Annotated in this window: 12 protein-coding genes and 1 tRNA gene; 8 read left to right on the top strand and 5 right to left on the bottom strand. The window is 62.6% G+C overall.

What is annotated here, in order from left to right; all coding sequences use genetic code 11:
* Positions 1-38 precede the first annotated feature (38 nt).
* The 4 genes from NP534_RS10110 (at position 39) to NP534_RS10095 (ending at position 4,757) form a co-directional block, all read left to right on the top strand.
* Positions 39-788, top strand: coding sequence for a 3-oxoacyl-ACP reductase family protein (locus NP534_RS10110; protein WP_033700627.1), 750 nt, complete (start codon positions 39-41; stop codon positions 786-788).
* A 92-nt stretch (positions 789-880) separates the two neighbouring features.
* Positions 881-2,092 carry an MFS transporter gene (locus NP534_RS10105; RefSeq protein WP_274098630.1) on the top strand — a complete coding sequence of 404 codons (1,212 nt, stop codon included), beginning with the start codon at positions 881-883 and terminating at the stop codon, positions 2,090-2,092.
* Between the two features lie 61 nt (positions 2,093-2,153).
* Complete coding sequence (locus tag NP534_RS10100; protein ID WP_033700629.1) at positions 2,154-2,534, top strand: hypothetical protein; 381 nt, start codon at positions 2,154-2,156, stop codon at positions 2,532-2,534.
* Positions 2,535-2,624: 90 nt separating this feature from the next.
* Complete coding sequence (locus tag NP534_RS10095; protein WP_274098629.1) at positions 2,625-4,757, top strand: TonB-dependent siderophore receptor; 2,133 nt, start codon at positions 2,625-2,627, stop codon at positions 4,755-4,757.
* A 126-nt stretch (positions 4,758-4,883) separates the two neighbouring features.
* Here the strand turns inward: NP534_RS10095 and NP534_RS10090 are convergent.
* Positions 4,884-4,973, bottom strand: a tRNA-Ser gene (locus NP534_RS10090).
* 288 nt (positions 4,974-5,261) lie between these two features.
* Between NP534_RS10090 and NP534_RS10085 the strand changes: the two genes are divergently transcribed.
* The 3 genes from NP534_RS10085 (at position 5,262) to NP534_RS10075 (ending at position 7,786) form a co-directional block, all read left to right on the top strand.
* Positions 5,262-5,951 (top strand): crotonase/enoyl-CoA hydratase family protein, encoded by a 690-nt coding sequence (locus tag NP534_RS10085; protein ID WP_047583832.1) that lies wholly within the window; start codon positions 5,262-5,264, stop codon positions 5,949-5,951.
* 80 nt (positions 5,952-6,031) lie between these two features.
* Positions 6,032-6,751 carry a lysophospholipid acyltransferase family protein gene (locus NP534_RS10080; protein WP_274098628.1) on the top strand — a complete coding sequence of 240 codons (720 nt, stop codon included), beginning with the start codon at positions 6,032-6,034 and terminating at the stop codon, positions 6,749-6,751.
* A 63-nt stretch (positions 6,752-6,814) separates the two neighbouring features.
* Positions 6,815-7,786, top strand: coding sequence for a magnesium and cobalt transport protein CorA (locus NP534_RS10075; protein WP_033700634.1), 972 nt, complete (start codon positions 6,815-6,817; stop codon positions 7,784-7,786).
* A 32-nt stretch (positions 7,787-7,818) separates the two neighbouring features.
* Here the strand turns inward: NP534_RS10075 and NP534_RS10070 are convergent, their stop codons facing one another.
* Positions 7,819-8,550, bottom strand: a complete 732-nt coding sequence (locus NP534_RS10070; RefSeq protein ID WP_274098627.1) for an amidotransferase — start codon at positions 8,548-8,550, stop codon at positions 7,819-7,821.
* A 528-nt stretch (positions 8,551-9,078) separates the two neighbouring features.
* On the opposite strand from NP534_RS10070, the gene NP534_RS10065 reads away from it, so the two are divergent.
* Positions 9,079-9,879 carry a cytochrome c gene (locus NP534_RS10065; protein WP_274098626.1) on the top strand — a complete coding sequence of 267 codons (801 nt, stop codon included), beginning with the start codon at positions 9,079-9,081 and terminating at the stop codon, positions 9,877-9,879.
* A gap of 38 nt (positions 9,880-9,917) precedes the next feature.
* On the opposite strand, the gene NP534_RS10060 is transcribed toward NP534_RS10065, so the two are convergent.
* From NP534_RS10060 to NP534_RS10050, 3 genes are all read right to left on the bottom strand, one after another.
* Positions 9,918-10,250 carry a ribonuclease E inhibitor RraB gene (locus tag NP534_RS10060; protein WP_274098625.1) on the bottom strand — a complete coding sequence of 111 codons (333 nt, stop codon included), beginning with the start codon at positions 10,248-10,250 and terminating at the stop codon, positions 9,918-9,920.
* Positions 10,251-10,432: 182 nt separating this feature from the next.
* Positions 10,433-10,669 carry a hypothetical protein gene (locus tag NP534_RS10055; RefSeq protein ID WP_186659366.1) on the bottom strand — a complete coding sequence of 79 codons (237 nt, stop codon included), beginning with the start codon at positions 10,667-10,669 and terminating at the stop codon, positions 10,433-10,435.
* 158 nt (positions 10,670-10,827) lie between these two features.
* Entirely contained in the window at positions 10,828-12,900 is a 2,073-nt protein-coding gene (locus NP534_RS10050) for an LTA synthase family protein (protein ID WP_274098624.1), read from the bottom strand.
* Positions 12,901-13,079: the final 179 nt, after the last annotated feature.

Below are 13,079 nucleotides of genomic sequence, written 5' to 3'. Positions count from 1 at the left end.
CCAAGGCATTCGGCCTTGCTTCCCAGCAGGAGATCAGCATGTCCAAACAACTTCCACTCGACGGTAAAGTAGCCCTGGTCCAAGGCGGTTCCCGCGGCATTGGCGCGGCCATCGTCCGCCGCCTGGCCCGCGAAGGCGCACGGGTTGCCTTCACCTACGTGAGCTCGGCCGGCCCGGCCGAACAGCTGGCACAGGAAATCATCGGCAACGGCGGCCAGGCCCTGGCCCTGCGGGCCGACAGCGCAGACGCGGCAGCCGTGCAGTTGGCGGTGGATGACACCGCCAAGGCCTTCGGTGGGCTCGACATCCTGGTCAACAACGCCGGCGTGCTGACCGTGGCGCCGATTGCCGAGTTCGACCTGGCCGATTTCGACCGCATGCTGGCGGTGAACGTGCGCAGTGTGTTCGTCGCTAGCCAGGCGGCCGTGCGCTACATGGGCCAGGGTGGACGCATCATCAATATTGGCAGCACCAACGCCGAGCGCATGCCGTTTGCGGGTGGCGCACCCTATGCCATGAGCAAGTCGGCACTGGTGGGGCTGACCCGGGGCATGGCCCGCGACCTTGGCCCGCAGGGGATCACTGTCAATAACGTGCAGCCCGGGCCGGTGGATACCGACATGAACCCGGCCAGCGGCGAGTTTGCCGAAAGCCTGATACCGCTGATGGCCATCGGGCGTTATGGGCAGGTGGATGAGATTGCCAGTTTTGTGGCCTACCTGGCGGGGCCAGAGGCGGGGTATATCACAGGGGCCAGTTTGACGGCCGATGGTGGCTTTGCGGCTTGATGTGGTGAAGGCGGCGGGGTGCAGGGCGCTAAAAATCAACTGCCCTACCCCTACCGGCCCTAGAATAAAGCTCCCTGCCCCTCGAGCCCCCCATGAACACCCCAACCCTCAGTCGCGCCCTGATCCTGCTGATGGCCACCGCCACCGGCCTGGCCGTGGCCAGCAACTACTATGCCCAGCCGTTGCTGCACAGCATCGCCCAGCAATTCGGGCTGAGTACCGCCAGTGCCGGCAGCATCGTCATCGCCGCCCAGCTCAGCTACGGCGCCGGCCTGCTGTTGCTGGCACCGCTGGGCGACCTGTTCGAACAGCGCCGCCTGATCACTGTGATGACCGCCATCGCCACCCTCGGCCTGGTCATCAGCGCCTGCGCGCCGAACCTGCCGTGGTTGCTGCTGGGCACCGCGCTGACCGGCCTGTTCTCGGTGGTGGCGCAGATCCTGGTACCCATGGCCGCGACCTTGAGTGAGCCGCATCAGCGCGGACGCGCGATCGGCACCCTGATGAGCGGCTTGTTGCTGGGTATCCTGTTGGCCCGCACGGCGGCCGGCTTCATGGCTGAACTGGGGGGCTGGCGCAGCATCTACGTACTGGCCGCCGTGCTGATGGCCATCACCGCCCTGGCCCTTTACCGCAGCTTGCCGCAGCATCACAACCCTGCCGGGCTGAAATATCCGGCGCTGATCGGTTCGGTATTCCGCCTGTTCTTTGAAGAACCGGTGCTGCGCCTGCGGGCGCTGCTTGGCCTGTTGGCGTTCAGCCTGTTCGCGCTGTTCTGGACACCGCTGGCATTTTTGCTGGCACAAGAGCCTTACTTTTACTCGGATGCGGTAATCGGCCTGTTCGGCCTGGCCGGCGCGGCGGGGGCATTGTCGGCCAACTGGGCCGGGCGCCTCGCTGACCGCGGCAAGGGCTCGCTGGGCACCACGGTAGGGTTGGTGGTACTGCTGCTGTCGTGGGTGCCGCTGGGCTTTGCCGAATACTCGCTGCCGGCCCTGCTGCTGGGGGTGCTGATGCTCGACCTGGCAGTGCAACTGGTGCACGTCAGCAACCAGAATGCGGTGATCGCGCTGCGGCCAGAGGCACGCACGCGGCTCAATGCCGGCTACATCACCTGTTACTTCATCGGCGGTGCGCTGGGGTCGCTGCTGGGCACGCAACTGTTCCAGCGCCAAGGCTGGATCGGCATCGTCGTTGCCGGGCTGGTGATCGGTACAGTGGCGCTGCTGGCCTGGGCGCTGGCCGAGCGCAAGCGCTTGAGCCGCGACACTGCAACGCACTACCCTCCGTCGCTTGGCCGTTGACTTGCCAGGGCGGGCAGCGCTCAGTAGGCGCTGGACAATGCCCTTCTGACAGGACGACCCAATGACAAGACTCACGGTGCAATCCGGCGATTTCTTGCAAGGTGAAGGCGAGTATCGCAACGGATCGCTCACACTCAAGACCCCGCGCAGCCCTTCGCCAGGCGAGCGGATCTCCCTCACGCGCATCAGCGACCTCAGGTTGGCCAGCCTGGAGTCCAGCCGCAGCCTGGGCACAGCCCTCGGCTGGGGTGTAGCGGGTGCCCTGGTGGCCGGCCCGGTGGGGCTGCTGGCCGGGCTCTGGCTGGGCGGCAAGGAGCAAGAAGCCACCTTCCTTGCCACCTTCAAGGATGGGCGCAAACTGTTGGCCGTCACCGATGGCAAGACGTGGTCGAAGATCGACGACAGTTGGCGTCAGCACAAGCGCCCGGCCAGCAACCACTGAATATCGCGGGGCCCTGATCGTTTCAGGGTGAAGGCGGCTGTTAAGATGCCGCCTTTTTCACGGCCTGTACCGGCCTCCAGGAGCCCCCGCATGCCCCCGCTTCGCCCTCGCCTGCCCCTGAGCTTGCTCAGCCTGGGCTTGGCCTTGCATTGCCCTCATGGTCTTGCCGAAGACGGCATCGTGCTGGACCCACTGCAGGTTTCCGACCGCTATGGCGACGACGGCTATCAGGTACGCGAGGCGTCGGTAGCAGGCTTGCAGGCCGCGCCACTGCTCGACACCCCGGCCTCGGTCAGCGTGTTCAGCCAGCAACTGCTGGAGGACCGCCAGGTGCGCAAGCTCAGCGAAGTGCTGCAAAGCGATGCTTCGGTGGGTGAAAGCTATGCGCCCATCGGCTATTACGAAAACTTCAACGTACGCGGCTTCGCGCTCAATGCCGCCAGCAGCTACCGGATCAATGGCCAGACCCTCGCCGGCGAGCAGAACGTGGCCCTGGAAAACAAACAGCAAGTGGAGCTGCTCAAGGGCTTGTCCGGGCTGCAGAGTGGCGTTTCGGAGCCTGGCGGGCTGATCAACTACGTGACCAAGCGCGCCGAAGACGTGCGTAGCGTGACGGTGTCGACCAACGAACAGGGCGAGCGCTACCTGGCCACCGACCTGGGCGGCTGGTTCGGCAGTGAGCGGCAGTTCGGCCTGCGCGCCAACCTGGCCCATGAGGACATCCGCAGCTATGTCGACCATGCCGACGGCAAGCGCGACTTCGCCTCGCTGGCCTTTGACTGGCAGATCAGCCCGGATGCTACCTTGCAGCTGGACGCCGAGTACCAGCACCGCGAGCAGCGCTCGGTTCCCGGTTACCAGTTGCTCGGCGGCACGCAGGTGCCCCACGGTATCGACCCGGATGATCGCCTGGCCTACCAACAGTGGGCCAAGCCGGTGCAGAACGATTCGCTGAACCTGGGCGGGCGCTTCGAATACCGCTTCAATGAGGCATGGACCGGGACGTTGAGTGCGTCGCGCAGCAAGGTGGTGATCGACGATTACAGCGCGTTTGCGTGGGGCTCGAGCGAGGGCGCGTTCTTCGCCAGCAATGGCGACTACGACATCTATGACTACCGCAGCCCGGATGACACGCGCCGCACCGATGAGGCACAAGCCACGCTCAATGGCCGCTTCGATGCCTTGGGCGTGGGGCACGACCTGACAGTCGGCAGCAGCGCCCAACGCCGTACCGTGGATCAACGGCCCTATTACAACGAGTGGCTGGGCACCGGCAACATCTACACCGGCGCGCCAGCCCTCGCCCCCTCCGACAAGCCGATCGGCTCAAGCGAGCGACGCCTGGACAGCCGCCAGTACGGCCTGTTCGTCAATGATCGCATCAGCTTCAACGAACAGTGGCAGACCGTGATCGGCGCTCGCGAAGTGCGCCTGGACGAAAAAACCTGGGACGAAACCGGTGTTGCCGGGCGCCATACCCGTCAGTACCAATTGCTGCCCAATGCCGCGCTGATCTACAAGCCGAGCCCGGACACCACGCTGTACGCAAGCTACTCAAAAGGCTTGTCGGCCGGTGGCACCGCCCCCTGGTTCGCCAGCAACGCTGCCGAGATCCTCGCCCCGACCTTGTCGCGCCAACTGGAGCTGGGCATCAAGCGTGACTGGCAGGGCTTAAGCTTCACTGCCGCGCTGTTCCAGATCCGCCAGGCGTACCAATACGCACGGCCGGATGGCGAGGGTAACTTCACCTACGTCCAGCAAGGCCAACAGAAGAACACCGGCCTGGAGCTGGGTGCCAGCGGCTGGGTGACCTCGAACCTGCAGGTTCAGGCCAGCGCCGCCGCCATCCGCGCGCGGGTAAAAAACAGCGGGACCGATGCTTACGAAGGCCACCAGGCCATCAACGTGCCCAAGCTGCGTGCGGCCCTGCAGGCCGAATACAGCCTGCCGGTACCGGGCCTGGCATTACTCGGAGGTGCGCGCTACAGCGCCAGCAAATATGCCAGCCAGGCGGGCAATGTCGAGGTGGGAGGTTATACCGTCTTTGATGTGGGTAGCCGTTACCGCACGCGCATCGGGGGGTATGACACGGTGCTGCGGTTGACCGTGGATAACGTGTTCGACAAACGCTACTGGCGCGATGTGGGGGATTACCTGGGGGACAACTACCTGTTCCAGGGCGCGCCGCGTACGGCACGCTTGTCGGCATCCGTGAGCTTCTGATCAATCGTCTGTGGGGGCGGGGTTACTCGCCCCCACAGAGTGACAAGGGGCCACGGAGCAGCGCCGTTAGCGCTGTGAAAACAAAAAGCCCCCGAACTTTTCAGCGCGGGGGCTTTTTGTAGAATGTGGCGGTGAAGAAGGGATTTGAACCCTTGATACGATTTCTCGTATACACACTTTCCAGGCGTGCTCCTTCGACCACTCGGACACTTCACCGTTTCTCTTCAAGCCTTTCAGCCTGTCGAGGCGCGCTAATTTAGTGGAAGAGCTTTTCTTTGGCAAGCATTTTTTCAGAAATTTCATGCGTTTATGCAAATTCACTGAAAACCCGAGGCCGCCAGGGCAATGCTGCCAATCTCGCCTGCGCTTTTACCGCCTGCATAGGCCCTGCCCCGGCGCGCCAAGGCATGCCGGGCAAACGCTGACCGGCCAGTCAGCCTTGCTGCTTTACCTGGCAGGCAGTGCTGGGTAACGTCGCAAGCACGCCACCCAAAGGACTCTGCCATGAGCGAGCTGATTACCTACCATGCCGAAGACGGCATCGCCACCCTGACCCTGAACAACGGCAAGGTCAACGCCATCTCGCCGGATGTCATCATCGCCTTCAACGCCGCCCTCGACCGCGCCGAGCAGGAACGTGCAGTGGTCATCATCACCGGGCAGCCGGGCATACTCTCTGGCGGCTACGACCTCAAGGTCATGACCGCCGGCCCCAAAGAAGCGATCAGCCTGGTGACCGCCGGCTCCACCCTCGCCCGCCGCCTGTTGTCGCACCCGTTCCCGGTGATCGTCGCCTGCCCCGGCAATGCCGTGGCCAAAGGTGCCTTCCTGCTGCTGTCGGCCGACTACCGCATCGGCGTCGAAGGGCCGTACAAGGTCTGCCTGAACGAAGTGCAGATCGGCATGACCATGCACCATGCCGGCATCGAGCTGGCCCGCGACCGCCTGCGCCGCTCGGCCTTCCACCGCTCGGTGATCAATGCCGAGATCTTCGACCCGCAAGGGGCGCTGGACGCCGGCTTCCTCGACAAAGTGGTGCCGGCCGAGCAACTGCACGAAGCGGCGCTGGCCGCTGCCCGTGAATTGAAGAAGCTGAACATGCTGGCGCACAAGAACACCAAGCTCAAGGTGCGCAAGGGGCTGCTCGATGCCCTGGATAAAGCCATCGAGCTGGACCAGAACCCGATGGGTTAAGCCCAAGACCCACGCCGACATTTGCCTCTTCCAGTGTACAGTCGTACACTGGAATTCGACTGTCTGGTGTGAGTCTCGTCATGCTTTATTCGTTGCGCATGCTCCTGTTAGGCCTGCATTTTCTGCTGGTGGGCGGCATAGGCCTGGTGATCGGCCTGTGCCGCCCCTTCAACCCCGACAACAGCCGGCTCTTCGCCCGGCTCTATAGCGTGCCGGCCACCTGGCTGATGCGTATCCGGCTAAAGGCCGAAGTCGGCCCGCTGTTCGATCACCCTCCCGGGTGCGTCATCGTCGCCAACCACCAGTCCAATTTCGACCTGTTCGTGATCGGCCAGGTGGTGCCGAAGCGCACCGTGGCCATCGGCAAGAAGAGCCTGGGCTGGATCCCGTTGTTCGGCCAGCTGTTCTGGTTGGGCGGCAACGTATTGGTCGACCGCAAGAACCCCTACCAGGCGCGCAAGGCACTGCAAAAGACCACCCACGTTCTGCACAACGACACCTCGATATGGATCTTCCCGGAGGGCACCCGCAACCCGGACGAGCACCTGCTGGCCTTCAAGAAAGGCGCCTTCCACATGGCCATCGAAGCCGGCGTGCCGATCGTGCCAGTGTGCGTCAGCCGCTATGCCCGGCGCCTGAGCCTGAACAGCTGGCGGCGGCGAACGGTGATCGTGCGCTCGCTGCCACCGATTGCCACGGCAGGCATGAGCCAGCGGGACATCCCCGCACTGATCGAGCAGTGCCGCAGCCAGATGCAGCACTGCATCGACCGCATGGAAGCTGAACTGGCGAGCCACTAGGTTGCCCTCAAGCGCCTTACAGCCCAAGCTGTAAACCGTGTTCAACCGAATAAGTGGACAACCATGGGTCGAGTCGTGGCATCGGCGGTGTACAGCGCCGGCAGAAAAGTCACCAATATCAGCATCGACGAAGGCAGCGAATGGGCATGCAAGCCTGGCCACTTCGTCTGGATCGGCCTGGAGGAGCCCAACGCCGAGGAGTTGGCCACCCTGCAGCGCCAGTTCAACCTGCACGAGCTGGCCATCGAAGATGCCCTGGAAAAACACAGCCGGCCCAAGCTTGAAACCTTCGGCGACGCGCTGTTCATCGTCACCTATTCGCCGGTGCGTCATGAGGGCAAGCTGGAGTTCATCGAAACCCACATCTTCGCCGGCAATGGCTACATCATCACCTGCCGCAACGGCCACTCCAAATCCTATGCCCTGGTGCGCCAACGCTGCGAGGCGCGGCCTTTGCTGCTGGAACACGGCGAGGACTTCGTGCTGTACGCGCTATTGGATTTCGTGACCGAGAACTACCAACCGGTCAGCGAAGCCATTCATGGCGAGATCGAGGAGCTGGAGCAGAGCGTGCTCGGTGGCTCGCTGCAGGAGGATGACATCCGCCGCTTGCACAGCCTGCGCCGCGATATTTTGCGCTTACGCCGCTACGTGGCGCCGATGGTGGAGGTGAGCGAGGAACTGCAGCGTTTGAGCTTCCCGTTCATCGACAAGAACATGCGCCCTTACTTTCGCGACGTGCAGATTCACGTTACGCGGCAGATGGAGGACCTGGCTGGCATTCGCGATATCGCCAGCCAGACCATCGAGATCGGCATGTTGCTGGAGTCGTCGCGCCAGAGCATCGTGCAGCGCAAATTCGCGGCCTGGGCAGCGATACTGGCCTTCCCCACGGCGATTGCCGGGATCTATGGGATGAACTTTCAGAACATGCCGGAACTGGGGTGGCAGTACGGGTATTTTGGCGTGCTGGGGGTGATTGGGCTGGGGTGCACGGGGTTGTATGCCAGCTTCAAGAAATCGGGTTGGTTGTGAGATTGCCGGGGCCGCTTGGCGACCCCAAACCCTCACGCCAGGTTACCCTTGTTCACCGGCTGTTCGATAAACCGCAACATCCACTCCCCCACCAGATCGCCCTGATGCTCGGTGGCCAGGCTGGCCACGGCCTTGTGGTAAACCTCATCGCCCAGATACGCCTGGCGCGCATCCAGTAATGCCCTGGAGTAATCGTGCACGAACTCCGGATGCCCCTGGAAGCACAGTACCTGGTCACCAATGTGGTAGGCGGCGTTCGGGCAGAAGTCGCTGGAGGCAATTACGGTAGCGCCTTCCGGCAACTCGGTCACCTGGTCCTGGTGGCTGATCAGCAAGGTCAGCTCGGACACCTTCGGGTCCATCCACGGCGCATGTGCCGCCAGTGAGTAACGGTGGATACCCACCCCCCAGCCCTGCTCGGCACGCTCAGCCTTGCCACCCAGAGTCAGGGCCAGCAGTTGATGGCCGAAACAGACGCCCAGCAGCTTCTCGCCGCGTGCGTAAAGCTTCAACAGGTAGGCCTTGAGTTGCTGGATCCACGGATCGGAACCGAACGAATCGGCCTTGCTGCCGGTTACCAGATAGGCATCGAACACTTCATCGTCGGCGGGATAGTCGCCGTTCATCACGTTGTACACACGAAATTCGGCGGCGATCGACTGACGCGAGAACAGCTGCTCGAACATCCTGCCATAGCCGTGGTACTGCGCCGTAAACTCCGGTCGCAGGACATCGGTTTCCAGGATGCAGATGCGTAACGACATAGGGATAGTCCTGAACGACATGGGTGGGAATCTGCTGTAGAGACTGCCGCGAAAGGCACGTACAAGCAAGTAGGCCGCACTGACGAACGGTCATATTTTGCCGGCGTATCGTTGGCGTCAACGCAGCGGTCTAGTGAGAGCATGCCAGCCGCATGGCAATTGGCCTCATAACGCAGTGAAATTAAACAACCTTACAATTAGAACAAAGGGTTCTCAAACATGGATGACGCACACCCTACTGTTGGTTGTATATGCACTTTCAAGAGGCAAGCAGACTTGGCGTCAACCTACGCCACTGCGATCGACCCGAGACGCGACATGGAAGCCAACGGGTATTCAGGAATAACAACAAGAAGGCGGTCCGCCATGTTCAGACAATCGAAAATACGCCAAGCGGGGCTCATTGTCTTTGCCACGACTTTACTGCTGATCCTGCCGAACCTGACACGTTTGTTCGGCTGACGGCGGATGTGGCGCCAACAGGCAACGCACAGGTAACCTGCCGGCCTTGATGGTCGGAGATTAACCATGCGCCAATGCCTTGCCCTACTCGCCTTGCTACTCAGCCTGCCACTGTCGGCGGCGCAGCTGCACCTGGAGCTGGGTGCACACTCGCGCCAGTGGAGCAGCGCTGAACTGCTTGGCCACCCGCAGGCCCAGGACATCCGCATCGAGCAGGACGTTTCCTATAAGCGCCCCATGCACTATCGGGCCATACCTTTGGCTGCGCTGATGCAGGGGGTAGCTGCCAGCGACCACCTGCAAGCCGTGGCCCTGGATGGTTTTGCTGCCGAAATGCCCGCCGCCCCGCTGCTGCAAGAAGGGCCGGCACGTGCCTGGCTGGCGATCGAAGACCCCGCCAAACCGTGGCCAGGGCTGGGCAAAGGCAAACCCAGTGCCGGGCCGTTCTACCTGGTATGGACGGCATCGCAAGCCAGTGGCATACGCCCGGAACAGTGGCCGTTTCAGATCGCCACCATCCGCCGCCTGGCCTCGGTCGAACAGCGTTTCCCCGCGCTATTGCCAGACCCGAAGCTGCCAGCCGACGACCCGGTGCGCCAGGGCTTTGCGCTGTTTCAGCAAAATTGCCTGGCCTGCCACCGCCTCAATGGTGCAGGTGACGCCCAGCTGGGGCCGGACCTGAACCTGCCGCACAACCCTACCGAGTACTTCCAACCGGCGTTTCTGCGCCAGCTGATACGTGACCCACAGAGCCTGCGGCGCTGGCCACAGGCGAAGATGCCGGGGTTTACAGAGGATGTGCTGAGCGACCAGGAGCTGGATGCGCTACTGGCTTATCTGGGGCATATGGCTGGGCGCAAGCCCTGAGATGCTGGGGCTGCTTGGCAGCCCCCGGTCCATGAGTGTCAGGCGCACAACCGCTCGTGCTTGACACCCCACCCTTCGACTTCGCCGCCGTAGGGTGACACGAGTTGCTCGAACCATTCTTCGAAGTCGCCAATCCCTCCATAAGTGGCATACATGACCTTGCTCAGTTCAAGGTGCCAGGCGCCGTCTTTCATTTCGCGCACCTGGGCGTTGAGGGACTCGCCACGAAATTGCCCGGCTGCACGACGTGCGCCGGCTTCGTCTGGGAATACTGCGTAGAACTCGATGGGATGGATACGGGTGAAATCGAAACCGCCAGCTTTCATCTGGCGCAGGACATTGCTGCTGATATCGTCGTTCTGGCTGCTCATGAATCGTCCTCCTGCAAAGCAATGGATAGACTTTCCGGGCACTACGTACCTGCCGGCGGTGCCGGGCAGATCGAGTTGTATAGAGCTGATGCAAGACGCGAATTGAAAGGTGCCGGCCCGCAGAAAAGGCTGGCACCTGGCTCCAGCGTAGTGCCTGGGCAGGCACCACGTCAACGCACGGATCAGGGCGCTTCGTGAATATCGGTGATGGTCACGCCAGTTTGCTCCTTGAGCCAGCGTGCCGTGGGGGATACTGCGCGGTCCTGGAAGTCGTTGAGGTCCAGCTCATCCATGACCGGAAACAGCTGCGAGCGAATGGCACGGGCCGCGTCTTCTTCGCTGGGGCACTGCTCGGCCCGCAGCTTCAATGACGTCGGTTCGCCTTTCTGGTCGGCAAAGATGACTTCCCACTCTTTCATTGGACGAGCCCTCTCAATCAAACAACGCCGGGTGTGTGACGTCTGTATAGCTTGACCTTGGGCGGGGGCAATTGTTCAGTTGGCAGGACTCTGTGGTGGCGTTCGGGTCGCCTCCACACTTGCCGACGAGGGGCCGCACGGCGGCCCCTGTTGCAGCGTTACTTCGGTGTGCCGTGCACGACACCTGCGGTGTTGTCCAACAGGCTCTTGGTCGCGGTCTGGATGTACGCTTCAAGCTTTTTCAGCATTTCCGGCTGGTCCGGGCTTTCGATCAGCTCGGCCTTGAACTCGCTGCCCAGCTGGTAGCGGTACATGCGCGGGCTCATGTCCTTGGACTCGATGAGGATGCGGTCACCCTGCACCAGGCCCACGATCTGCTCGCTGCCCGACGGCTTGATCATGCCAACGCCCTGGTCGCCTTCAGGCAGGTTGAGCAGGTCGCGGCCCCAGCACTGATGGCGGGTCTGGCCACCCAGGCGGCCCATGATGGTCGGCACGATGTCGACCTGGGTACCGACGGTGTGGTCGACCGCACCGAACTTCTCCTGGATGCCCGGGGCAATCAGCAGCAGCGGCACGTTGAAGCGGCCCAGGTCCAGCTCGGTGACCTGCTGGTGGTTGCCGAAGCCGTGGTCACCGACGATGACGAACAGCGTCTCCTTGAAGTACGGCTGTTTGCGCGCCTTCTCGAAGAACTGGCCCAGCGCCCAGTCGGAGTAGCGCATGGCGGTCAGGTGCTCGTCCAGGCGGCCCTGGCCGGTGACCGGCTCTACCGGCAGGTCCTTGGGCAGCGCGTATGGGGTGTGGTTGGACAGGGTCTGCAGCAGCGCATAGATCGGCTTCTTGCCGTCGTGCTTGGCCAGCTCCTCGGCGCCACGGTCGAACATGTCCTGGTCGGACACACCCCAGGTCGGGTCGGAGAACACCGGGTTGACGAAGTCGTTACGGCCAATGAAGGTGGTCATGCCCTGGTTGCCGAAGAAACCGGACTGGTTGTCCCAGGCGAAGTCACCGTTGTAGACGTACACATCGTCGTAGTCGCGGGCGCTGAGCAGCGCCGGCAGGCCAGACAGCTTGTGGCCGCCTTCCGGGGTCTGCATCAGGTATTCGAAGCCTGGCAGGTTGGGGAAGCAGGCCATGGTGGCGAACATGCCCTGGTGGGTATGGGTGCCGTTGGAGAAGAAGCGGTCGAACAACAACCCTTCTTTGGCCAGCTTGTCAAAGTACGGGGTGATGTTGTTGGGGCTGCCCAGGGCGCCTACCGAGTGGCCGGCGAAGCTCTCCATGAGGATGACCACGACGTTCTTGATCGGCAGGGTGCGCTCGGCTGGCGGTACGAAGTCACGGCGGATCGCAGCCTCGTCGGCGTCGACCAGGGTATCGTGGGCGGTCAGCAGTTGCTCGCGCACGGTCTGCGTGGCAAGCGGCTGGTCCAGCACAGGCTTCCAGATATTGGCGCGGTCTTCGCCGAAACGGCTCTTGGCGGCGTCGATCAGGGTCAGGGTGCCATTCAGGCCAAGCTGGTTGACGAAGTTGGAGTCGGTGGTAAAGGCATCACCCCAACGCATCGGCGGGCCCTGGCGCAGGGTGCCACGGGCAGCAACCACGGCCACCAGCAGGATCACCATGAACACTGCCAGGCGGTTGTACCACTTTGCTGCGGGACGCTGCAGGGTAGCGCCGGCCGACTGGCCGCCACGGGTCATGCGGTCGACGCCCTTGAACAGCAGGCTCAGCAGCCAGGTACCAACGACCCAGGCCAGCAGGTAGCGGACCACCGGGAAGCCGTACCAGAGCATGCTCATGACGGTCTTCGGGTCTTCCTTGATGTACTGGAACACCAGCCCGTTGAGGCGCTGGTGGAACTCGCGGTAGAAGTCCAGCTCCATCAGGCCGAGGAACATCACCACGCTCGAGGCGATGGTCAGCCACAGCCGGAACACGCCACGGCGGGCCATGGCCCAGGGGCTGAGAATGGCCAGCAGCAGCGGAATGCTGATGTACACCACCACCCGCAGGTCGAAGCGCAACCCGTTGAGGAAGCCTTCGGCGACGGTCGCATAGGGCGTATCGCCGATCATGTCGCTGTTGTAGACCAACAACGCCAGGCGCACGAGGCTGAGCATCAGCATGATGACCAGGGCGCTGAGCAGCGTGTAGGCCAGGTGGGATTTCAGGGTCGGCGCGAACGACGCTCGCGCGCCCTGTCTCAAGGCATCCGTGTTAGCCATGAATGGGAAAGTCCTAGGATTGCGGGTTTGCGGAGATGGCGCTGGCTTATACCAACGCAGCATTGTGCGGGTGCGGATTCTGTTTAAACCAATGTGAAAATTTTGTCACGGCCGCATTTCTGCTTATTTCACAACCGTTGCCTGTGTGTGTAGGAGCGGCCTTGCGTCGCGAAAGGGTC

The organism is Pseudomonas sp. 39004 (genome assembly GCF_028682155.1).
In the GTDB taxonomy this organism is placed as follows: domain Bacteria; phylum Pseudomonadota; class Gammaproteobacteria; order Pseudomonadales; family Pseudomonadaceae; genus Aquipseudomonas; species Aquipseudomonas capeferrum.
This window is presented reverse-complemented; position numbering and strand designations above follow the sequence as displayed.